This window comes from Stenotrophomonas sp. 112478_Sma, from assembly GCF_056479905.1.
On sequence record NZ_CM151072.1, the window covers coordinates 210,636 to 231,065 of the forward strand.

Sequence of the window (20,430 nt, forward strand, 5' to 3'; positions counted from 1 at the left end):
TAGCCGTGGCCGCCGCGGGCCGGGCTGCGACACGCGGTCGCAGCCCGCTGCGGTCACATGCCCGAGTAGTTCGGGCCGCCGCCGCCCTGGGGGGTCACCCAGACGATGTTCTGGGTGGGATCCTTGATGTCGCAGGTCTTGCAGTGCACGCAGTTCTGCGCGTTGATCTGCAGGCGTGCGTTGTCGGCTTCGCCAACGAACTCGTACACGCCGGCCGGGCAGTAGCGCGCTTCCGGGCCGGCGTACTCGGCCAGGTTCACCTTCACCGGAATGCTCGGGTCCTTCAGGGTCAGGTGGCTGGGCTGGTTCTCGTCGTGGTTGGTGCTGCTCAGGAACACCGAACTGAGACGGTCGAAGGTCAGCACCCCGTCCGGCTTCGGGTAGCTGATGCGGGTGTGCTGGGCCGCCGGCTCCAGGCAGGCGTGGTCCGGCTGCGTACGGTGCAGCGTCCACGGCGGGTTGCGCACGCCCAGCTTGGGCAGCAGCCACTGCTCCACACCGGTCATCAGCGTGGCCACGGTCTGGCCCTTCTTGAACCACTGCTTGAAGTTCTTTGCCTGCTGCAGTTCGGTGAACAGCCAGCTGGCTTCGAAGGCCTGCGGATAGGCGCTCAGTTCATCGTGCTGGCGATCGGCGGCCAGCGCGTCGAACGCGGCGTCGGCGCACAGCATGCCGGTCTTGATCGCGGCATGGCTGCCCTTGATGCGGCTGGCGTTGAGATAACCGGCCTCGCAACCGACCAGCGCGCCACCGGGGAACACCGTCTTCGGCAGCGACAGCAGGCCGCCGGCGGTGATCGCACGCGCGCCGTAGCCGATGCGGGTACCGCCTTCCAGGTGCTTGCGGATCTGCGGATGGATCTTGAATCGCTGGAATTCCTCGAACGGGCTCAGCCAGGGGTTCTTGTAGTCCAGGCCGACCACGTAGCCGATGGCGACCTTGCCGCCGTCGGCGTGGTAGAGGAACGCGCCGCCGTAGGTGTCGCTGTCCAGCGGCCAGCCGGCGGCGTGCACCACCAGGCCCGGCTCATGCCTGGCCGGGTCGATCTGCCACAGTTCCTTGATGCCGATGCCGTAGGCCTGCGGGTCCTTGCCTTCGTCCAGCTTGTAGCGGGCGATCAGCTGGCGGCCGAGGTGGCCGCGCGCGCCTTCGGCGAAGACCGTGTACTTCGCATGCAGCGCCATGCCGCGCTCGAAGGCCGGGCCGATGCTGCCGTCCTTCTCGATGCCCATGTCGCCGGTGGCCACGCCGATCACTTCGCCGTTGTCGCCGTACAGCACTTCGGCGGCGGCGAAGCCGGGGAAGATCGCCACTTCCAGCGCCTCTGCCTGCTGCGCCAGCCAGCGGGTCACTTCGCCCAGGCTGATGATGTAGTTGCCTTCGTTGTGGAAGCACTCCGGCAGCAGCGCATTGGGCGTGCTGCGCGACCCGGTTTCACTGAGGAACAGGAATTCGTCGCGGGTGACCTTCTGCTTCAGGGGTGCGCCGCGCTCGGCCCAGTCCGGGAACAGTTCGGTCAGGGCGCGCGGGTCCATCACCGCGCCGGACAGAACATGTGCACCGGGCTCGGAGCCCTTCTCCAGCACGCACACCGACAGTTCGCGGCCGGCTTCGATCGCACGCTGGCGCAGGCGGATCGCGGTGGCCAGGCCGGCCGGGCCGGCACCGACGATCACCACGTCGAACTCCATTACTTCACGCGGGGGCAGGGCGTTGGCTTCAGCGCTCATCGATTGCATGACTCGTGGGTAGTGCCGGTAGCAGTGCCACCGGCGGTTGCCTGGAAATCGCGCGTGCAGCCACGGCGAAACGGTTGTTTGAATGTGTCAGGGTACCGGGACGGGCGTGATCGAGCTAGATCGCCGATGTTCACGTCGTGATTGCTGCAGTGCAGCGTACGCCTGCAGCCGGATGGGAGCCGACCTTGGTCGGCACGCGCTTCCCGGATGACCGACAATGGCCCGGTCCCGACTGCGTGTGAGTGCCATGGCCCTGGATCCGTACGACCTGTTCGATGTCCGTTCCCTGCTCAGCGAGGAAGAGCGCGCAGTACAGGAGAGTGTCGCCCGCTTCACCAACGAGCGCGTGCTGCCGATCATCGGCGATGCCTTCGACCAGGCCCGTTTTCCGTCTGAACTGGTGCCGGAGATCGCGTCACTGGGCCTGCTGGGTGCAACGCTGCCGACCGAGTACGGCGGCGGTGGCCTCGGCGCGGTCAGCTATGGCTTGATCTGCCAGGAGCTGGAGCGCGGCGATTCGGGCCTGCGCAGCTTCGTCTCGGTGCAAAGCTCGCTGTGCATGTACCCGATCTACGCCTATGGCAGCGAGGAACAGCGCCAGCAGTGGCTGCCGGCGATGGCGCGCGGCGAGCTGATCGGCTGCTTCGGCCTGACCGAGGCGCATGGGGGTTCCGACCCGGCCAGCATGAAGACCCGCGCCGTGCGCGACGGCAGTGACTGGCGCATCAGCGGCAGCAAGATGTGGATCACCAGCGGCCCGGTGGCCGATCTGGCCATCGTCTGGGCACAGACCGAGGACGGCATCCAGGGCTTCGTGCTGGAGAAGGGCATGGCCGGCTTCACCACGCAGGAGATCAAGCACAAGATGAGCCTGCGTGCCTCGTTGACCGGCGCGCTGTTCTTCGACGATGTGCGCGTGCCCGACAGCCACCGCCTGCCGAACGTGAAGGGCCTGAAGGGGCCGCTCGGGTGCCTGACCCAGGCGCGTTACGGGATCAGCTGGGGCCCGATCGGCGCGGCCATCGCCTGCCTGGATGAAGCGCTGGGCTACGCCAAGGAGCGCGTGCTGTTCGGCCGCCCGCTGGCCGCCACCCAGAGCGCGCAGATCAAGCTGGCCGAGATGGCGCGACGCATCACCACCGCGCAGTTGCTGGTGCTGCAGCTGGGCCGTCTGAAGGAGGCCGGAAAGCTGCAGCCGCAGCAGGTCAGCCTGGCCAAGTGGAACAACTGCCGCATGGCCATCGACATCGCCCGCGAATGCCGCGACCTGCTCGGTGGCGCCGGCATCACCACCGAACACGTGGCGATCCGGCACGCGCTGAACCTGGAATCGGTGATCACCTATGAAGGCACCGAGACCGTGCACCAGCTGGTGATCGGCCGCGAACTGACCGGCATCAACGCGTTCTGACAGCGGGTTCCGGTGGGTGCCAACCTTGGTCGGCACATTTCTTCGGCGCGCATCCGGGCATCGGTGCGGACCAAGGTCCGCACCCACCAGAAGCAGGTCACACGTACGTGTGGAGCCGAGCCCATGCTCGGCTGCTTCCTCTCACGCGCCGCCGGCAAACCCGTGCTGCCGCCAGGCTTCATACATCACCACGGCAACGGTGTTGGAAAGATTGAGGCTGCGGTTGTCCGGCCGCATCGGCAGGCGCAGGCGGCGGCCATCCGGCAGTGCATCGAGCACGTCCTGCGGCAGGCCGCGGCTTTCCGGGCCGAACAGGAAGGCGTCGCCCTCTTCAAAGGCCACGCTGTCGTAGCGCACGCTGGCGCGGGTACTGAGTGCGAACAACCGATTCGGTGCGATCCGCGCCAGCGCGGTGTCCAGATCCGGATGCACCTGCAGGCGCGAGTACTCGTGGTAGTCCAGGCCGGCGCGCTTGAGCTGCTTGTCTTCCAGTGCGAAGCCGAGTGGCTCGACCAGGTGCAGCTGCGCGCCGGTGTTGGCGCAGAGCCGGATCACATTGCCCGTGTTGGGCGGGATTTCCGGTTGGAACAGGATCACGTGGAACGGGGGTGCGGCATTCATCGGCGCAGTGTACCTGCGACGGCGGCCTGCTTTACGGCGCGCGCCCTGCGCGGGGCAGGGCGGCACCGCTTACGGGCGCAGCAGGACCTGGGCGGTTTCGGTGGCCAGGGCCTGCAGGTCGGCCGCGCTCGGACGCACCTGCAGGGTCGGCAGGTTGACGATCACCTGGTTGGCGACGCTGGTGGCGGCGGCGGCCAGGGTGGCGGCGTAGCGCTGTGCTTCCAGTTCGGCGGCCAGGGCGACGCGCTGTTCCAGGCTCGGGCGCACTTCCACCGCGGCCAGGGTGGTGATCGGCAGGGCGGCGGCGACGGGGGCGGCGGTGAAGCCGTCGCGTTCGGCCAGCTGGTCGGCGCTGGGGCGCACTTCCACGGTGGCCAGGGTCGGAATGCCGCTGGCCTGTTCCCAGGCCTGCTGGGCCAGCTGGTCGGCGGCCGGGCGAACCTGCACGGTGGCCAGGGTCTTGATGGATTCGGAGGCCTGCACCGACGAAACAACCGCGGTGCCGGCGATCAGGGCGATGGCGATGGCAATGGTCTTGGCGTTCATGACGGGGCCTGTTTAGTGTTGTTGAGCGGTGGTGTGGTAGTAAGGTAGAACACCAATTCGGGGGATGCAAGGGAAATTTTCGATTTCTTGCATTTGTTCAGTCTTCAGTCAGCTTTTGTCTGAAGCCCTTCTTGGCGCAGGAAGTACCAAGCAAACCCCGTGCCAACTTTTAATCATTGATTTGAAAGGGTTTTTCTCCCGTCGGAAAGTGTCCGCGGGGCGGACACCTGTCCATCCGAGGGGGCGCGGACACTGTCCGGACGCAGGGGCGGGGGAGACGTGACTGCTGTCGGGGGCCGCCGACAAGGCCCTGAACGGCTACGGGGGCAAACACCCCCAGTGACTGCTGGCGGATTCCGGGCCCCGGATGGGCGCGCTAGGATCGGGCTTCACCAACGTGACCAAGGATCCGGAAATGTCTCTCGCCCTGCGCCCGCGTGCTGCACTGCTCGCTGTTGCCCTCAGCACTGCCCTGGGCACGCTCGCGCCCACTCCTGCACTGGCGGCCAAGACGGTCACGCCGGCCAAGGTCGATATTCCGTTCGAGCAGTTCACCCTGCCCAACGGGCTGCGCGTGATCGTGCATACCGATCGCAAGGCGCCGATCGTGGCGGTCAACGTCTGGTATCACGTCGGCAGCAAGGACGAGCCTGCGGGCCGCACCGGTTTCGCCCACCTGTTCGAACACCTGATGTTCCAGAGCAGCGAAAACCACGACGGCGAGTATTTCGAACCGTTCAAGCAGGTGGGTGCCACCGGCCAGAACGGCACCACCAATACCGATCGCACCAATTACTTCGAGAACGTGCCGACCACCGCGCTGGACATGGCGTTGTGGATGGAGTCGGACCGCATGGGCCATCTGCTCGGTGCGATCGACCAGGCGGCGCTGGACGAGCAGCGTGGCGTGGTGCAGAACGAGAAGCGCCAGGGCGAGAACCAGCCCTACGGCCAGGCCTGGGAGAAGCTCAACCGTGCGATGTACCCGGCCGGCCACCCGTATCACCACAGCGTGATCGGCTCGATGAACGACCTCAACGCGGCCTCGCTGGATGACGTCAAGACCTGGTTCCGCACCTGGTATGGCCCGAACAACGCGGTGCTGGTGCTGGCGGGCGATATCGACGTGGCCACCGCCAAGGAGAAGGTGGCCCGTTACTTCGGCAGCATCCCGGCCGGTCCGAGCATGGCGCAGCCGAAGGTCGACGTGGCCAAGCGCCCGGCCGACACCCGCGAGACGATGACCGACAAGGTGCCGCAGTCGCGCATCTACCGCGCCTGGAACGTGCCGCAGGTCGGCACCACCGACGTCGACCAGCTGCAGCTGCTGGCCTATGTGCTCGGCGGCGCCAAGTCCTCGCGCCTGAGCCAGCGACTGCAGCACCAGGACAAGCTGGTGGACAACATCAGCGCCGGCGCCTACGCCTCGCAGCTGGGTTCCAACTTCATCGTCATGGCCACGGTGAAGCAGGGCCAGGATCCGGCCAAGGTCGAGAAGATCATCGACGAAGAACTGGACCGGTTGATCAAGGAGGGCCCCACGGCCGACGAGCTGGCGCGTGCCAAGACCGGCTCGCGCGCAGCGTTCATCCGCGGCATCGAGCGCATCGGTGGTTTCGGTGGCAAGGCCGACGCACTGGCCGAATGCGCGGTCTACACCGGCGACCCGGGCTGCTTCCGCACGTCGCTGGCCAACATCGACAAGGCGACCGCGGCCGACCTGAAGCGCCTGGGCGCACAGTGGCTGGACGTCGGCAGCCACACGCTGGTGGTCGAACCGGGCGAGCGCGTGGCGCTGAAGGAAGATCCCTCACAGGCGCCGAAGCCGTTCAACGTGCCGGCGGTGGACCCGAAGTACAGCACTCTGCCGGAGCAGGTGGACCGCAAGGCCGGCGTGCCGCAGACCCGTGAATTCCCGCAGCTGAAGTTCCCCGCCCTGCAGCGCGCCACGCTGAAGAACGGCACCCAGGTGGTGCTGGCCGAGCGCCACGAGATTCCGGTGGTGCAGTTCAGCTACCAGTTCCCGGGTGGCTTCACCGCCGACCAGGGCCGCAAGCCGGGCACCGCCAACTTCACCATGAACCTGATGACCGAAGGCGCCGGCAAGCTCGGCTCGCTGGCCTTCGCCGATGCCGCCGATGCGCTGGGTGCCAGCCTGGACGCCGGTGCCGGCCTGGATTCGGTGACCGTGGACCTGTCGGCACTGAAGGAGAACCTGGTGCCATCGCTGGCCCTGTACCGCGATCTGCTGCGCGAGCCGCGCTTCGAACAGGCCGAGATCGACCGGGTCAAGGCCACCTGGATCGCCGGCATCCAGCAGGAGAAGGTCAACCCGAACGCGGTGGCCATGCGCGTGCTGCCGCCGCTGCTGTACGGCAAAGGCCATCCGTACGCCATTCCGTTCACTGGCAGCGGCGATGAAGCGGCCATCAGCAGCCTCACCCGCGAGGATCTGGTCGACTTCCACCGCGACTGGCTGCGCCCGCAGGATGGCACCCTGATCGTGGTTGGCGATACCACGCTGGCCGAGATCGTGCCCCTGCTGGACAAGCAGCTGGGCGACTGGAAGGCCACGGGCGATGCGCCGCAGGTGAAGGCGGCCACCGATGTGGCGCTGCCGAAGGGCCCGCGCGTGTTCCTGATCGATCAGCCGGGTGCGGTGCAGGCAAACCTGTTCGCCGGCCAGGTGGTGCCGCCGTCCAGTGACGCCAGCTCGACCCGCTTCGATATCGCCAACGGTGTGATCGGCGGTGACTTCACCTCGCGCCTGAACATGAACCTGCGCGAGGACAAGCACTGGTCCTATGGCGCGCGCAGCAGTGCGCCGAACTCGGTCGGACAGCGGCCGTGGGCGGCCAGTGCCCCCGTGCAGATCGACAAGACCGGCCCGGCGCTGGCCGAGATGCAGAAGGAAATCGTCGAGTTCAGCACGGGCAGCAAGCCGGCCACCGCTGCCGAGGTCAACCGCATCCGCAACATCCAGACGCTGAGCCTGCCGGGCGCCTATGAGACCGCCAGTGCGGTGGCCGCGACCATCAGCAGCATCGTGCAGTTCAAGCGGCCGGATGACTATGTGCTGCGTCGCAAGGCCGAGATCGAGGCGATGACGCCGGCCCAGGTGCAGCAGGCTGCGGCCGAGATCAAGCCGCAGGCGCTGACCTGGGTAGTGGTGGGCGACCTCAAGCAGACCGAGCCGGCCGTGCGCGCGCTGAACCTGGGCGAGGTGACCGTGCTGGATGCCGAAGGCAAGCCGGTCAAGAAGTAAGGGACAGGCCTGCCCGCCAAAGCGGGCAGGCCTCCCGGGTAGCGCCGGGCCTCCCGGCTACCCTCGATTCAGGCGGTTCAGGCAGAATCCCCCTCATACCCTTCCAGGATCTGCCCATGCGCGTTCTGCTGCTTTCCTCCCTGCTGCTCACCGTCACCGCCTGTACCTGGGTGCCGATCGAACCGGCCGGGAAGACCGTCCGCGTGCTGCCGGCCGGGCCGGCGCCCACCGGCTGCATCACCAAGGGCGAGGTGGTGGTCACCGTGAAGAGCAAGGTCGGCTTCTACAACCGCAACCCGCTGCGCGTGCAGGAAGAACTGGAAACGCTGGCCCGCAACGAGGCCCCCAGCGCCGGCGCCAATGCCGTACAGGCCGCCGCACCGCCGGCCGATGGCAGCCAGCGCTTTGCCGCCTTCCAGTGCCCGCCGCGCTGAATCCTTCACCATACGGGCAAGCCTGAATTCGTAAAGATGCGGTGAAGGCCCGGGGGGTTATAGAATAGCGCCCCCTTTTGCCTGAGCCTTGGCGCTAACCTCGATGCTCTTCAAGAATGTCTCGATCGCCGGCCTGGCACACGTCGATGCGCCTCATACGCTGACGACGAAGGAAATCAACGAACGCCTGCAGCCGACGCTGGACCGGCTGGGCATCCGCACCGACGTGCTCGGCGATATCGCCGGCATCCACGCCCGCCGCCTGTGGGACAACGGCGTGCTGGCCTCGGACGCGGCCACCATGGCCGGTCGCAAGGCACTGGAAGATGCCGGCATCGAAGCCACCCAGGTCGGCCTGCTGGTCAATACCTCGGTCAGCCGCGACTACCTGGAGCCGTCCACGGCCTCCATCGTCTCGGGCAATCTGGGTGTCAGCGACGAATGCATGACGTTCGATGTCGCAAATGCCTGCCTGGCCTTCATCAACGGCATGGACATCGCAGCGCGCATGATCGAGCGCGGTGACATCGACTATGCGCTGGTGGTGGATGGCGAAACCGCCAACCTGGTGTACGAGAAGACGCTGGAGCGCATGACCGCGCCGGACGTCACCGCCGACGATTTCCGCAACGAACTGGCGGCGCTGACCACCGGTTCGGGCGCTGCCGCCATGGTGATGGCGCGCTCGGAACTGGTGCCGGATGCCCCGCGCTACAAGGGCGGCGTCACCCGTTCGGCGACCGAATGGAACCAGCTGTGCCTGGGCAACCTGGACCGCATGGTGACCGACACCCGCCTGCTGCTGATCGAAGGCATCAAGCTGGCGCAGAAGACCTTCACTGCGGCCAAGATCGCGCTGGGCTGGGCGGTGGAAGAACTGGACCAGTTCGTCATCCACCAGGTCAGCCAGCCGCACACCGCAGCGTTCATCAAGAACTTCGGCATCGACCCGAAGAAGGTCATGACCATCTTCGGCGAGCACGGCAACATCGGCCCGGCGTCGGTACCGATCGTGCTGAGCAAGCTCAAGCAGCTGGGCAAGCTGAAGAAGGGTGATCGCATCGCGCTTCTGGGCATCGGCTCGGGCCTGAACTGCTCGATGGCCGAAGTGGTCTGGTAAACAGACCCCTGCGTTGAATCCTGGGGCCGGTACTACCGGCCCTTTTTACAGGTGCGACCCGATGTCCAAGCTTCCCGGTTACCCCGCCCATCCCCAACGCTTCGAGGTCCGCCCTGGCCTGTCGATGAACTATCTCGACGAGGGCCCGCGCGACGGTGAGGTGGTGGTGATGGTGCACGGCAATCCGTCGTGGAGCTATTACTGGCGCACGCTGGTGGCCGGCCTGTCGGACAAGTACCGTTGCATCGTGCCCGACCACATCGGCATGGGCCTGTCGGACAAGCCCGATGACCGTGGCTATGCGTACACGCTGCAATCGCGCGTGGATGACCTGGATGCGCTGCTCAGGCACCTGGGCATCACCGGCCCGGTGACCCTGGCCGTGCACGACTGGGGCGGCATGATCGGCTTTGGCTGGGCGCTGTCGCACCACGCGCAGGTCAAGCGGCTGGTGGTGCTCAACACCGCCGCGTTCCCGATGCCGGCAGCGAAGAAGATGCCGTGGCAGATCGCGCTCGGACGGCACTGGAAGATCGGCGAGTGGATCATCCGCACCTTCAATGCCTTCTCCGCCGGCGCATCGTGGCTGGGCGTTGAGCGGAAGATGCCCGCCGACGTGCGCCGCGCGTATGTATCGCCGTACAACAGCTATGCCAACCGCATCAGCACCATCCGCTTCATGCAGGACATTCCGCTGGGCCCGGCCGACAAGGCGTGGTCGCTGCTGGAGCGTGCAGGCAAGGCGCTGCCGTCGTTTGCCGATCGCCCGGCCTTCATAGGCTGGGGCCTGCGCGACTTCGTGTTCGACCACCATTTCCTGCAGGGCTTCCAGGCGGCGCTGCCGCAGGCCCAGGTGCATGCCTTCAAGGACGCGGGCCACTACGTGCTGGAAGACAAGCACGAGGTGCTGGTGCCGGAGATCCGCGCCTTCCTGGACGCGAACCCGATCTGATCGGATCCCCTCGGTAGCGCCGGGCCATGCCCGGCGTTGTCGTACAGGGAGTCAGAGCCCTTCCGTGCCGGAAACGGGACCGACCCCGACCGTCACGCCGCGATCGGCGCCTGCGGCGGAGACGACGGGCTGCTGCCGTTGTCGTCCGGATGATCGTCGTCGTTGTCCGCCTCGTCGCGCCAGCGCCAGTCGGCCAGCGTCAGCGGGTCCAGGCCGTAGGCGATGCGGGCCTTGTCGCACTGCGGGCTGGCCTTGCCGTACTCCCATGAGGCATCCACTTCGCGGCACACGCTGGGCCGGTTGGGGTGGATCGTGCAGCGCGAATACACGCCGATCTGCGCATCCAGTGCCACGCAGCGCACCGGTTTGGAGTGGGTGCCGCGCATGCACAGGCGATGCGGGTCGAGCACTTCGGTCAGCTGGTGGGGCACGCCGCCCGGGGTGACCTCGTCCGATTCCATCCAGTGGAAGGCCACGCGGTACTGGGTGCAGCAGGCGCCGCAGGTCATGCAGGGGTGTTGCATGGGCAAGCCGCCTCGGGCGGCAGTCGGAATCGGGAACGAGGCTGCGGATTTTCCACGAAGTGAGCCGCCGCGCAAGAAATTCCGTAAGCGGCGACAATGAACGGATGAACCGACCCTGCAACATTGCTGCGCGGTTGCCTGAACTGGCCCGTGAACGCCCCGACCAGATCGCCATCCGCTGCCCCGGCCGCCGCGGCGCCGGCAACGGCATGGCGGCCTACGATGTGACCCTGGACTATCGGCAGCTGGATGCCCGCAGCGACGCCATGGCCGCCGGCCTGGCCGGCTACGGGATCGGGCGCGGCGTGCGCACGGTGGTGATGGTGCGGCCCTCGCCGGAGTTCTTCCTGCTGATGTTCGCCCTGTTCAAGCTGGGTGCGGTGCCGGTGCTGGTCGATCCCGGCATCGACCGGCGCGCGCTGAAGCAGTGCCTGGACGAAGCCCAGCCGGAGGCCTTCATCGGCATCCCGCTGGCCCACGTGGCACGGCTGGCGCTGCGCTGGGCGCCGTCGGCGACCCGCCTGGTCACGGTGGGACGGCGGCTGGCCTGGGGCGGGACCACCCTGGCCGCGCTGGAGCGCGCGGGCGCGCAGGCCGGGCCGATGCTGGCGGCCACCGACGGCGAGGACATGGCCGCGATCCTGTTCACCAGCGGCTCTACGGGCGTGCCCAAGGGCGTGGTCTACCGCCATCGCCATTTCCTGGGCCAGATCGAGCTGCTGGGCAGCGCCTTCGGCATGGAGGCCGGCGGGGTGGACCTGCCGACCTTCCCGCCCTTCGCCCTGTTCGATCCCGCATTGGGGTTGACCTCGGTGATCCCGGACATGGACCCCACGCGGCCCGCGCAGGCCGATCCGGCACGCCTGCATGATGCGATCCAACGCTTCGGCGTGACCCAGCTGTTCGGCTCGCCTGCGCTGATGCGGGTCCTGGCCCGCCATGGCCGGCCGCTGCCGTCGGTGACCCGGGTGACCTCGGCCGGTGCCCCGGTTCCGCCGGATGTGGTCGCCACCATCCGTGGCCTGCTGCCGGCCGGCGCGCAGTTCTGGACGCCGTACGGTGCCACCGAATGCCTGCCGGTGGCGGTGGTGGAAGGCCATGAACTGGAGCGCACCCGTGCGGCCACCGAGGGCGGTGCGGGTACCTGCGTGGGCAACGTGGTGGCCCCGAACGAAGTGCGCATCATCGCCATCGACGATGCACCGCTGGCCGACTGGTCGCAGGTACGCGTGCTGGCCACCGGCGAGGTGGGCGAGATCACCGTGGCCGGCCCCACCGCCACCGACAGCTATTTCAATCGTCCGCAGGCCACCGCTGCGGCGAAGATTGCCGAAACGCTGGCCGATGGCAGTACCCGCATCGTGCATCGCATGGGCGATGTCGGCTATTTCGACGCGCAGGGCCGTCTGTGGTTCTGCGGACGCAAGACCCAGCGCGTGGAAACCCCGCACGGCCCGCTCTACACCGAACAGGTCGAGCCGGTGTTCAACACGGTGCAGGGCGTGGCACGCACCGCGCTGGTCGGCGTGGGTCCCGCGGGCGCGCAGGTGCCGGTCCTGTGCGTGGAGCTGCAGCGTGGACAGTCCGACAGCCCGGCGCTGCATGAAGTGCTGCGCGCCCTTGCCGGCGCACGCCTGCCCGAGGCCGGGCTGCAGCACTTCCTGGTGCATCCGGCGTTTCCCGTGGATATCCGTCACAACGCCAAGATCGGCCGCGAGAAGCTCGCCGTCTGGGCCAGCGCCGAACTGGAGAAGCGCGCATGAAGATCCTGGTCACCGGTGGTGGTGGTTTCCTTGGCCAGGCGCTGTGCCGCGGGCTGGTCGAACGCGGCCACCAGGTGCTGGCATTCAACCGCAGCCACTACCCGGCGCTGCAGGCGCTGGGAGTGGGCCAGATCCGTGGCGACCTGGCGGACCCGCAGGCCGTGCTGCATGCGGTGGCCGGTGTCGATGCGGTATTCCACAACGGTGCCAAGGCCGGTGCCTGGGGAAGTTACGACAGCTACCACCAGGCCAATGTGGTCGGCACCGACAATGTCATCGCTGCCTGCCGTGCGCATGGCATCGGCAGGCTGGTCTATACCTCCACACCGAGCGTGACCCATCGTGCCACCCACCCGGTGGAAGGACTGGGCGCGGACGAGGTGCCCTACGGCGAGGATTTCCAGGCGCCGTACGCGGCGACCAAGGCGATCGCCGAACAACGGGTGCTGGCCGCCAACGACGCGACGTTGGCCACGGTGGCGCTGCGTCCGCGCCTGATCTGGGGGCCGGGCGACCAGCAGCTGGTGCCGCGTCTGGCCGAGCGCGCACGGCAGGGCCGGCTGCGCCTGGTCGGTGATGGCAGCAACAAGGTCGACACCACCTACATCGACAACGCCGCGCTGGCGCACTTCCTGGCATTCGAGGCGCTGGGCCCGGCGGCGGCCTGCGCCGGCAAGGCCTACTTCATCTCCAATGGCGAGCCACTGCCGATGCGCGAGCTGGTCAACAAGTTGCTGCAGGCCGTGGGCGCACCGCCTGTGGAGAAGGCAATCAGCTTCAGGACCGCCTACCGGATCGGTGCGATCTGCGAGCGCCTGTGGCCGCTGCTGCGGTTGCGCGGCGAGCCGCCGTTGACGCGTTTCCTCGCCGAGCAGCTGTGCACGCCGCACTGGTACAGCATGGAGCCGGCGCGCCGTGATTTCGGCTATGTGCCGCAGGTCAGCATCGAGGAAGGGCTGCGTCGGCTGAAGGCCGCGTCGTCATGACGGCAGCCTCACGGCGCTGAAGACTTCATCGCGCGCAGAACCGGCCATCACCGGTTGCACACCGCCGGACCGGGAGGATGGACCCCACGCCACCCACGGCCGAATATCTGCGAGGAGCGCCATGCTGCATTACGCCGTCATTTTCTTCGTCATCGCCATCATCGCCGCCGTGCTCGGTTTCTCCGGCATCGCCGGCGCGGCCAGCAACATTGCCTGGATCCTGTTCGTGGTGTTCCTGGTCCTGGCGGTGATCTCGATGTTCCGCAAGCGCGGCTAGTGATCCCCGGAGCAGTGCCGGTCGATGGCCGGTACTGCTCCGGCGGAAGCGGTTGTTTCCTGTAGTACCGGGTACTGCCTGGCCTACAGCAGCCTCTGATCGGCTTCGTGCCGTTCCAGCGCCAGTTCGATCAGGCGCGTGATCAGCGTGGTGTAATCCACGCCACTGGCGCCCCACAGCTTCGGGTACATGCTGATGCGGGTGAAGCCCGGCAGCGTGTTGACCTCGTTGATGACGACGCGGCCATCGCCGGTCAGGAACACATCCACTCTGGCCATGCCGGCGCACTCCAGCGCCTGATACGCCTGCAGGGCGATCTGCCTGATCCGCTGCTGGGTGGCATCATCGATGTCGGCCGGGACCACGACGTCGGCGCCGTTCTCGTTGAGGTACTTGGTGTCGTAGGCATAGAACTCGTCGTGCACCACCACTTCGCCACACACGCTGGCCTGCGGCTGCTCGTTGCCGAGCACCGCACATTCGATCTCGCGGCCGGCCACGGCCGCTTCCACCAGAACCTTGTGGTCGTAGCGCAGCGCCCGTTCCAGCGCGGCCGCGAAGCCGGCAGCGTCCTTGACCTTGCTCACCCCCACCGACGAACCCTGGTTGGCCGGCTTCACGAACAGCGGCAGACCGAGCTGGGCGATGACGCCGTCGACATCGATGTTCGCAGCCTGGTGGCGACGGATGCACTGCCAGGGCGCCACCTGCAGGCCGGCATCGCGCAGCAGGCGCTTGGTCACGTCCTTGTCCATGGCCACGGCCGAGCCCAGCACCGGTGAACCGACGAAGGGCAGGTTGGCCATGCGCAGCAGGCCCTGCAGCGCGCCATCCTCACCCAGCGGACCATGCACGATCGGCAGGACAACGTCGATCTGGCCGAGCACGGCAGCCGGATCGGCGGGCTGCAGCTGCGCCTGTCCGGTGCCCGGGTGCACCGCCAGCGCGACGCCGGACCGGTGCAGCGCGATGCGCGCCGGATCATCGGCGTTGAGCAGGAAGCTCCCGGCCTGGCTCAGATGCCATCGGCCCTGCTTGTCGATGCCGATCAGCACCGGCTCGAAGCGCTCGTGGTCGAGTGCGTCGAGGATGTTCTTCGCCGACTGCAGCGAGACTTCGTGCTCGGAGGACGTACCACCGAAAATGATGCCGACCCGGGTCCTGCTCATGGGCAATGCGATGTCCTGGACGTTGTGTGGCCCCACAGCATGGACCTTCCTTCGCCCGGCAGGTGAGGCGGAGATGAACCTGCACCCATCCGCGCTGCCCGGCCCAAGCCCGGCACCCACGAAGGTAGAATGGGGCCATGGCTCTTTCCCTGCTCAAGTCCCTCAAGCCGGTCGCCGGCCGTGCCCTGCAGATCGCCCTGAACCGCGCCCTGGCGCTGGATCCGGATACCCGCCACGCGTTGGCCGGTCTGGATGGCCGCCATATCGATCTGACCCTGGAGGCTCCTGCGCTGGCCATGCGCATCAGCGTTGACGGTGACCAGCTGCGGGTGGGGCCGGTGGATGCGCAGGAAGCCGATCTGGCCGTACGCAGCAGCCTGTCGGGGGTGCTGGCCCAGCTGCCGCTGCTGGCCAATGCCCGGCGCGCCGACACCACCGGCAAGGGACGCGTGCGCGTGGCCGGCGATGCCGAGTTGGCGCGCCGCCTGCAGCAGCTGGCCAAGGGCTTCGACCCGGACTGGCAGCAGCCGTTCGTCAGCGTGTTCGGCGAGGTGCTGGGCGTACAGGTGGCCAACACACTGCGCGGCGCGCTGCAGCACGCCCGCCAGGGCGTGATCGATCTGGCGCACAGTGCAGCCGAATTCATTACCGAGGAATCGCGCGACGTGGTGCCGCGCGCCGAGCTGGACGCGTTCCACGACGATGTGGATGTGCTGCGCGATGATGTCGAGCGCCTGGGTGCACGCGTGCAGCGCCTGCGGGGTGCGGCATGAAGGCGGTGCTGCGGGCCAGCCGCATCGGCCGGGTGATCCTGCGCTACCGCCTGGATGACCTGCTGCAGGACACGCCGGCCGAACGCTGGCTGCGCCTGGCCAAACCCTTCGTTCCGCGGGCCTCGGCCGACATCGCCGCGCAATCGCGTGGCGCACGCCTGCGCCTGGCGCTGCAGGACCTGGGTCCGATCTTCGTCAAGTTCGGGCAGATCCTGTCGACCCGTCGCGACCTGGTGCCGCCGGACGTGGCCAACGAACTGACCCTGCTGCAGGACCGGGTCAAGCCGTTCGACGGCGACACCGCGCGCCGCATCGTCGAGGACGCGCTGGGCCTGCCGGTCAGCGAAGCCTTTGCCAGCTTCGATACCGAACCGCTGGCGTCGGCCTCGATCGCGCAGGTCCATGCAGCCACGCTGGCCGATGGCCGCCAGGTGGTGGTCAAGGTGCTGCGCCCGGGCATCGAGAAGCAGATCGACGCCGATATCGCCCTGCTCAATTCACTGGCCACGCTGGTCGAGCGCACCCACCCGCGTGCCGACAAGATCCGCCCGCGCGAAGTCGTGGCGGAAGTGGAGAACACCCTGGCCGCCGAGCTGGACCTGCAGCGCGAAGGCGCCAACGCCAGCGTCCTGCGCCGCTTCTGGGAGAACTCCGACGACCTGTACGTGCCGGAAGTGATCTGGAGCCACACGGCCGAGCGCGCGCTGACCCTGGAGCGCGTGTGGGGCATTCCCTCCGATGACATCGTGGCACTGGACGCCGCCGGGATCGATCGCAAGGCGCTGGCCGCCAAGGGCGTGCGGGTGTTCTACACCCAGGTGTTCCGCGACAACTTCTTCCACGCCGATGCGCATGCCGGCAACATCTGGGTCGACCCCGATCCGGCACGCCGCAGCGATCCGCGCTTCATCGCGCTGGACTTCGGCATCATGGGCCAGCTGTCGCAGGAAGATCAGTACTACCTGGCCGAGAACTTCATGGCCATCTTCAACCGCGACTACCGCCGCATCGCCGAGCTGCACGTGCAGGCGCGCTGGATGCCGGACCACGTGCGCATCGACGACCTGGAAGCGGCGGTGCGGTCGGTGTGCGAGCCGTACTTCACCCGCCCGCTGTCGCAGATCTCGCTGGCGGAAGTGCTGATGAAGCTGTTCCGCGTGGCGCAGCGCTACCAGCTGACGCTGCAGCCGCAGCTGATCCTGCTGCAGAAGACCCTGTTGAACATCGAAGGCGTCGGTCGCCAGCTCGACCCGCAGATCGATATCTGGGCGGTGGCCAAGCCGGTACTGGCGAAGATCCTGCGCGAGCGCTACAGCCCGCGCAGGGTGATGCGCGAGCTCGGCAAGCGCCTGCCGGAAATCATGACCCACGCACCGGACATGCCCCGCCTGGTGCATGCCTGGCTGACCCAGCAGGTGGAGGGACGTCACGAGCTGGCGATGCGCTCGCGCGATCTGGTATCGCTCGATGCCAGCGTGCAGCGCCTGCAGAAGCATGCGGTCGGTGCCATCACCGGCGTCGGCCTGCTTGCCATTGCCGCCTTGATGTACGTGTTGCAGCCGCCCGGCTGGTACTGGGGCGACCTGCCGATGTGGAGCTGGCTGTCGGGCGCGGTGGGTGTGGCCGCATTGGCCCGGGCGTGGTGGAAGTAGCCGGCGTGCTGCAGGCGCTCAAGGACGAACTGGTGCGCTTTGGCGCCGACAACGATGCGCGCGAAAGCGAGCGGGCCCGGCGCATGCTCAACATCACGCCGGATACCGGTGCGCTGCTGTCGCTGCTGGTACGTTTCGGACAGGCGCGGCGCGTGCTGGAGATCGGCACCTCCAACGGCTATTCCACCCTGTGGCTGGCCGAGGCTGCCGCTGCCATCGACGGCCATGTGACCACGCTGGAGTACGCTGCCGACAAGGTGGCCCTGGCCGGCGCGACCTTCGCCCGCAGCGGCCTGCAGGCGCATATCACCCTGATGCACGCTGACGCCGGGGCGTGGCTGGCGCAGGCGGCCGATGCCAGCATCGACCTGCTGTTCCTCGATTCGGATCGCGAGCAGTACGCTGGCTGGTGGCCGCACCTGCGCCGCGTGCTGCGGCCCGGTGGCCTGCTGGTGGTGGACAACGCGATCTCCCACGCCGAACAGATGGAGCCGCTGCGTGCGGCACTGGTGGCCGATCCTGATGTCAGCGTCAGCCTGGTGCCGGTGGGCAACGGTGAACTGCTGGCACTGCGCAACGTTTGACTGCCTCGCGGCACAAACCCGGGGTCAGATCCCTTTTCCGCAGGAAAAGGGATCTGACCCCATACAGGCCGCCCGTATAATCGCGCGGTGAGCACCGAACCCGATACCCTCGCCGCGGTCGAGACCGACACCGCCCCCCTTCGGCTCCTGCACCTGGATGAACGCCTGGCGGTGGTCGACAAGCCGGCCGGGCTGATGGTCCATGACAGCAAGCTGGCCCGTGGCGAAGATGATTTCCTGGCCGATCGCCTGCGTGAGCAGCTCGGGCGCCCGATCTTTCTGGTGCATCGGCTGGATCGTGCCACCAGTGGCTGCCTGCTGCTGGCCTTCGACCGTGACACCGCCAGTGCGCTGGGCAAGGCCCTGATGGGCGGCGAGGTGGCCAAGGACTACCTGACCATCTGCCGCGGCTGGCCGGCCGAGGCGTCTTGGCGGGTCGACCACGACCTCGACGGCGGCCCCGGAAAACCGGTCAAGAAGCCTGCCATCACCGACTTCCAGTGCCTGGCTACCGGCGAGCTGCCGGTGCCGGTCGGCGAGTTCGCCCGTTCGCGCTATGCGCTGCTGCGCTGCCAGCCGCAGACCGGACGGTTCCGGCAGATCCGCCGGCATCTCAAGCATCTTTCGCACCACATGATCGGCGACACCAGCCACGGCGACGGCCGCCACAACCGCATCTTCCGCATGCAGGGGGTGCACCGCATGCTGCTGCACGCCGAGCGCCTGCGTTTTCCGCATCCCGAGGGCGGCACGGTGGATGTGCGGGCGCCGCTGGACCGGGAATTCCAGAAGGCACTGGACCTGTTCGGCTGGCGGGTGGAGTGAAGGCAGCGCCGGGCATGGCCCGGCGCTACCGCCTCACTTCTTTTCCGGCTCGTTGACGATCGCTTCCAGATCCTTCTGCAGGTCGGCGAACAGCGGCTGCATGCGCGACTGGATGGCCACCATCACGTTCTGCATCAGCGCCGGGGTCTTGTCGAGCAGACTCTGGCCCGCCGGGCTCTCGTAGAACTCGGCCATCGCCAGCACGTCTTCCTTGCTGAAGGTCTTCTTGTAGAGATCCACGTACATCGGCCGCAGCTGCTGCCATGACAGGGCCTGGCGCAGGGTCTGGCTGGTCCGTGCCTGGATGCGCTTGAGCTGCTCCTGCTGCTGGGCATTGAGCTGGCGCTGCGACGCGACCTGCTGGAACTGCTGCTGCTGCATCGCCTCGATCTGCGGCAGCATGGTGTCGATCATGCTCTGCGCGCGGGAGGCCGACAGCAGGCGGTTGATGTCGCCGTCGGTCGGCGCGGCGGCCAGGACCGGGGCGCTGGCCACGGCAAGCGCCAGCAGAAGGGCAGCACGGCGCAGCAGGGCGGGCAGGGTGGATGCGGAGCGGATCATGCGAAGCTTCCTGCGGTACATGGGACGGCCAGCATACCCGCCGGCAAGGCGAAGGCGGCGTGTTCGGTGCCTGATCGGCGGCATACGGCGCGCGATGCCGCACTCCACCACGTGGCTGCCGTTACAATGCGCGGATGGGCAGTGGACCGGTCACCATCAGCGCGCAGCTTGAGATCCCCGACGGCGAGATCGTCGAGCGTTTCGTGCGTGCCAGTGGTGCCGGTGGCCAGAACGTCAACAAGGTGTCCACCGCGGTGGAACTGCGTTTCGACGTGGCCAACTCGCCCTCGTTGCCCGAACCGTTGCGCGCGCGCCTGCTGGCGCGGCGTGACCGGCGGATGACCGGCGAAGGCGTGCTGGTCATCGACGCGCAACGCTTCCGGACCCAGGATCGCAATCGCGAGGATGCGCGCGAGCGGCTGGCGGCCTTCATCCAGGCCGGGTTGAGCGTGCCCAAACCGCGCAAGGCCACCAAGCCGACCCTCGGGTCGAAACTGCGTCGTCTGGACGCCAAACGCGGGCGCGCGCAGATCAAGCGCGGGCGCTCCTCACGTGACTGGGAGTGATTGCTTGAACAACCCGACTCCGTTGCTGCCGGCCATCCCGCCGAACATGCCGCAGGTCAGATCCAACCCGTTCCTGCGCTGGCTGGCGCGCTGCACCCTGCGCATGGGCGGCTGGAAGGTGGTCGGCACCCTGCCGGACATCCCGAAGCTGGTCTTCATCATCGCCCCGCATTCGTCCAACTGGGACGGGTTCTGGGGCATGGCGGCCAAGATCGCACTGGGCATGAAGGTCAAGGTGCTGGGCAAGGCGTCGCTGTTCTGGTGGCCGCTGGGCCCGCTGCTGCACCGGCTGGGCGTGATCCCGCTGGACCGCAGCTCGCCGCAGGGAACCGTCGGCCAGGCCGTGGACCTGATCCGCAACAACGACAGGATGTGGTTCGCGATCACCCCGGAAGGCACCCGCAAGGCGGTCAAGGAATGGAAGGCCGGATTCCTGAAGATCGCGCGGATGGCCGACGTGCCGATCCTGACCGCCTATTTCCATTATCCGGAGAAGGTCATCGGCGTCGGTCCGCTGTTCCATCCCACCGGCGATGACGTGGCCGACATGGCCGCCATCCGCGAGTTCTACCGGCCCTGGATCGGCAAGACCCGCGGTACGGTCTGAGCCGGCCGCCAGTGAAGGTCCAGACGCCACGTCCGGCACATGCCGGGCGAGCGCG

At 67.6% G+C, this 20,430-nt stretch carries 20 protein-coding genes; 14 read left to right on the top strand and 6 right to left on the bottom strand.

Annotated features, from left to right (window positions below):
- Positions 1-53: 53 nt before the first annotated feature.
- Positions 54-1,730 (bottom strand): electron transfer flavoprotein-ubiquinone oxidoreductase, encoded by a 1,677-nt coding sequence (locus ACZK08_RS00920; RefSeq protein WP_065182054.1) that lies wholly within the window; start codon positions 1,728-1,730, stop codon positions 54-56.
- A 256-nt stretch (positions 1,731-1,986) separates the two neighbouring features.
- On the opposite strand from ACZK08_RS00920, the gene ACZK08_RS00925 reads away from it, so the two are divergent.
- On the top strand, positions 1,987-3,150 hold the full coding sequence (locus ACZK08_RS00925) for an acyl-CoA dehydrogenase family protein (RefSeq protein WP_065182162.1): 1,164 nt from the start codon (positions 1,987-1,989) through the stop codon (positions 3,148-3,150).
- Between the two features lie 141 nt (positions 3,151-3,291).
- Here the strand turns inward: ACZK08_RS00925 and ACZK08_RS00930 are convergent, their stop codons facing one another.
- The gene (locus tag ACZK08_RS00930; RefSeq protein WP_065182053.1) at positions 3,292-3,771 is read right to left on the bottom strand and encodes a tRNA (cytidine(34)-2'-O)-methyltransferase; all 480 of its coding nucleotides are present in this window, start codon (positions 3,769-3,771) and stop codon (positions 3,292-3,294) included.
- A 69-nt stretch (positions 3,772-3,840) separates the two neighbouring features.
- On the bottom strand, positions 3,841-4,317 hold the full coding sequence (locus ACZK08_RS00935) for an XAC0231 family protein (RefSeq protein WP_065182052.1): 477 nt from the start codon (positions 4,315-4,317) through the stop codon (positions 3,841-3,843).
- A gap of 415 nt (positions 4,318-4,732) precedes the next feature.
- Between ACZK08_RS00935 and ACZK08_RS00940 the strand changes: the two genes are divergently transcribed.
- From ACZK08_RS00940 to ACZK08_RS00955, 4 genes are all read left to right on the top strand, one after another.
- Complete coding sequence (locus ACZK08_RS00940) at positions 4,733-7,582, top strand: M16 family metallopeptidase (RefSeq protein WP_180876407.1); 2,850 nt, start codon at positions 4,733-4,735, stop codon at positions 7,580-7,582.
- Between the two features lie 116 nt (positions 7,583-7,698).
- Entirely contained in the window at positions 7,699-8,016 is a 318-nt protein-coding gene (locus ACZK08_RS00945) for a DUF4156 domain-containing protein (protein ID WP_053518422.1), read from the top strand.
- 103 nt (positions 8,017-8,119) lie between these two features.
- A complete protein-coding gene (locus ACZK08_RS00950) occupies positions 8,120-9,136 on the top strand; it encodes a 3-oxoacyl-ACP synthase III (RefSeq protein WP_008264841.1) in 1,017 nt (338 codons plus the stop codon).
- 61 nt (positions 9,137-9,197) lie between these two features.
- Positions 9,198-10,088, top strand: a complete 891-nt coding sequence (locus ACZK08_RS00955; protein WP_053518424.1) for an alpha/beta fold hydrolase — start codon at positions 9,198-9,200, stop codon at positions 10,086-10,088.
- 92 nt (positions 10,089-10,180) lie between these two features.
- Here the strand turns inward: ACZK08_RS00955 and ACZK08_RS00960 are convergent, their stop codons facing one another.
- Entirely contained in the window at positions 10,181-10,612 is a 432-nt protein-coding gene (locus tag ACZK08_RS00960) for a YkgJ family cysteine cluster protein (RefSeq protein WP_053518425.1), read from the bottom strand.
- Between the two features lie 104 nt (positions 10,613-10,716).
- Between ACZK08_RS00960 and oleC the strand changes: the two genes are divergently transcribed.
- The 3 genes from oleC to ACZK08_RS00975 all read left to right on the top strand — a co-directional run bounded on the left by oleC (position 10,717) and on the right by ACZK08_RS00975 (position 13,638).
- A complete protein-coding gene (gene oleC, locus ACZK08_RS00965) occupies positions 10,717-12,375 on the top strand; it encodes an olefin beta-lactone synthetase (protein WP_065182050.1) in 1,659 nt (552 codons plus the stop codon).
- Positions 12,372-13,361: a 2-alkyl-3-oxoalkanoate reductase gene (oleD, locus tag ACZK08_RS00970; RefSeq protein ID WP_053518428.1), complete on the top strand. Its 990-nt coding sequence runs from the start codon at positions 12,372-12,374 to the stop codon at positions 13,359-13,361. Before oleC ends, oleD begins: the two co-directional genes overlap by 4 nt.
- Before the next feature lie 121 nt (positions 13,362-13,482).
- Positions 13,483-13,638 (top strand): DUF1328 domain-containing protein, encoded by a 156-nt coding sequence (locus ACZK08_RS00975; RefSeq protein ID WP_004153593.1) that lies wholly within the window; start codon positions 13,483-13,485, stop codon positions 13,636-13,638.
- Positions 13,639-13,721: 83 nt separating this feature from the next.
- Here the strand turns inward: ACZK08_RS00975 and ddlA are convergent, their stop codons facing one another.
- Positions 13,722-14,807: a D-alanine--D-alanine ligase gene (ddlA, locus tag ACZK08_RS00980; RefSeq protein ID WP_065182049.1), complete on the bottom strand. Its 1,086-nt coding sequence runs from the start codon at positions 14,805-14,807 to the stop codon at positions 13,722-13,724.
- A 137-nt stretch (positions 14,808-14,944) separates the two neighbouring features.
- Here ddlA and ACZK08_RS00985 point away from each other — a divergent pair, with 137 nt between their 5' ends.
- The 4 genes from ACZK08_RS00985 to ACZK08_RS01000 all read left to right on the top strand — a co-directional run bounded on the left by ACZK08_RS00985 (position 14,945) and on the right by ACZK08_RS01000 (position 18,641).
- On the top strand, positions 14,945-15,580 hold the full coding sequence (locus ACZK08_RS00985; RefSeq protein WP_065182048.1) for a ubiquinone biosynthesis accessory factor UbiJ: 636 nt from the start codon (positions 14,945-14,947) through the stop codon (positions 15,578-15,580).
- The gene (gene ubiB / locus ACZK08_RS00990) at positions 15,577-17,232 is read left to right on the top strand and encodes a ubiquinone biosynthesis regulatory protein kinase UbiB (protein WP_065182047.1); all 1,656 of its coding nucleotides are present in this window, start codon (positions 15,577-15,579) and stop codon (positions 17,230-17,232) included. Before ACZK08_RS00985 ends, ubiB begins: the two co-directional genes overlap by 4 nt.
- A gap of 5 nt (positions 17,233-17,237) precedes the next feature.
- Positions 17,238-17,816 carry an O-methyltransferase gene (locus tag ACZK08_RS00995; RefSeq protein ID WP_065174174.1) on the top strand — a complete coding sequence of 193 codons (579 nt, stop codon included), beginning with the start codon at positions 17,238-17,240 and terminating at the stop codon, positions 17,814-17,816.
- Between the two features lie 87 nt (positions 17,817-17,903).
- Complete coding sequence (locus ACZK08_RS01000) at positions 17,904-18,641, top strand: pseudouridine synthase (RefSeq protein ID WP_053518434.1); 738 nt, start codon at positions 17,904-17,906, stop codon at positions 18,639-18,641.
- Positions 18,642-18,674: 33 nt separating this feature from the next.
- Here the strand turns inward: ACZK08_RS01000 and ACZK08_RS01005 are convergent, their stop codons facing one another.
- On the bottom strand, positions 18,675-19,202 hold the full coding sequence (locus ACZK08_RS01005; protein WP_065174175.1) for a DUF2059 domain-containing protein: 528 nt from the start codon (positions 19,200-19,202) through the stop codon (positions 18,675-18,677).
- Positions 19,203-19,336: 134 nt separating this feature from the next.
- Here ACZK08_RS01005 and arfB point away from each other — a divergent pair, with 134 nt between their 5' ends.
- Together arfB and ACZK08_RS01015 are read left to right on the top strand one after the other, a co-directional pair.
- A complete protein-coding gene (gene arfB, locus ACZK08_RS01010) occupies positions 19,337-19,768 on the top strand; it encodes an alternative ribosome rescue aminoacyl-tRNA hydrolase ArfB (RefSeq protein WP_005420755.1) in 432 nt (143 codons plus the stop codon).
- 4 nt (positions 19,769-19,772) lie between these two features.
- Positions 19,773-20,375 carry a lysophospholipid acyltransferase family protein gene (locus ACZK08_RS01015; RefSeq protein ID WP_053518437.1) on the top strand — a complete coding sequence of 201 codons (603 nt, stop codon included), beginning with the start codon at positions 19,773-19,775 and terminating at the stop codon, positions 20,373-20,375.
- Positions 20,376-20,430 lie beyond the last annotated feature (55 nt).

Bases quoted from the DNA above. Each gene is read 5' to 3' on its own strand.
- ACZK08_RS00920 (WP_065182054.1), bottom strand. From the start codon at position 1,730: ATGAGCGCTGAAGCCAACGCCCTGCCCCCGCGTGAAGTAATGGAGTTC.
- ACZK08_RS00925 (WP_065182162.1), top strand. From the start codon at position 1,987: ATGGCCCTGGATCCGTACGACCTGTTCGATGTCCGTTCCCTGCTCAGC.
- ACZK08_RS00930 (WP_065182053.1), bottom strand. From the start codon at position 3,771: ATGAATGCCGCACCCCCGTTCCACGTGATCCTGTTCCAACCGGAAATC.
- ACZK08_RS00935 (WP_065182052.1), bottom strand. From the start codon at position 4,317: ATGAACGCCAAGACCATTGCCATCGCCATCGCCCTGATCGCCGGCACC.
- ACZK08_RS00940 (WP_180876407.1), top strand. From the start codon at position 4,733: ATGTCTCTCGCCCTGCGCCCGCGTGCTGCACTGCTCGCTGTTGCCCTC.
- ACZK08_RS00945 (WP_053518422.1), top strand. From the start codon at position 7,699: ATGCGCGTTCTGCTGCTTTCCTCCCTGCTGCTCACCGTCACCGCCTGT.
- ACZK08_RS00950 (WP_008264841.1), top strand. From the start codon at position 8,120: ATGCTCTTCAAGAATGTCTCGATCGCCGGCCTGGCACACGTCGATGCG.
- ACZK08_RS00955 (WP_053518424.1), top strand. From the start codon at position 9,198: ATGTCCAAGCTTCCCGGTTACCCCGCCCATCCCCAACGCTTCGAGGTC.
- ACZK08_RS00960 (WP_053518425.1), bottom strand. From the start codon at position 10,612: ATGCAACACCCCTGCATGACCTGCGGCGCCTGCTGCACCCAGTACCGC.
- oleC (WP_065182050.1), top strand. From the start codon at position 10,717: ATGAACCGACCCTGCAACATTGCTGCGCGGTTGCCTGAACTGGCCCGT.
- oleD (WP_053518428.1), top strand. From the start codon at position 12,372: ATGAAGATCCTGGTCACCGGTGGTGGTGGTTTCCTTGGCCAGGCGCTG.
- ACZK08_RS00975 (WP_004153593.1), top strand. From the start codon at position 13,483: ATGCTGCATTACGCCGTCATTTTCTTCGTCATCGCCATCATCGCCGCC.
- ddlA (WP_065182049.1), bottom strand. From the start codon at position 14,807: ATGAGCAGGACCCGGGTCGGCATCATTTTCGGTGGTACGTCCTCCGAG.
- ACZK08_RS00985 (WP_065182048.1), top strand. From the start codon at position 14,945: ATGGCTCTTTCCCTGCTCAAGTCCCTCAAGCCGGTCGCCGGCCGTGCC.
- ubiB (WP_065182047.1), top strand. From the start codon at position 15,577: ATGAAGGCGGTGCTGCGGGCCAGCCGCATCGGCCGGGTGATCCTGCGC.
- ACZK08_RS01005 (WP_065174175.1), bottom strand. From the start codon at position 19,202: ATGATCCGCTCCGCATCCACCCTGCCCGCCCTGCTGCGCCGTGCTGCC.
- arfB (WP_005420755.1), top strand. From the start codon at position 19,337: ATGGGCAGTGGACCGGTCACCATCAGCGCGCAGCTTGAGATCCCCGAC.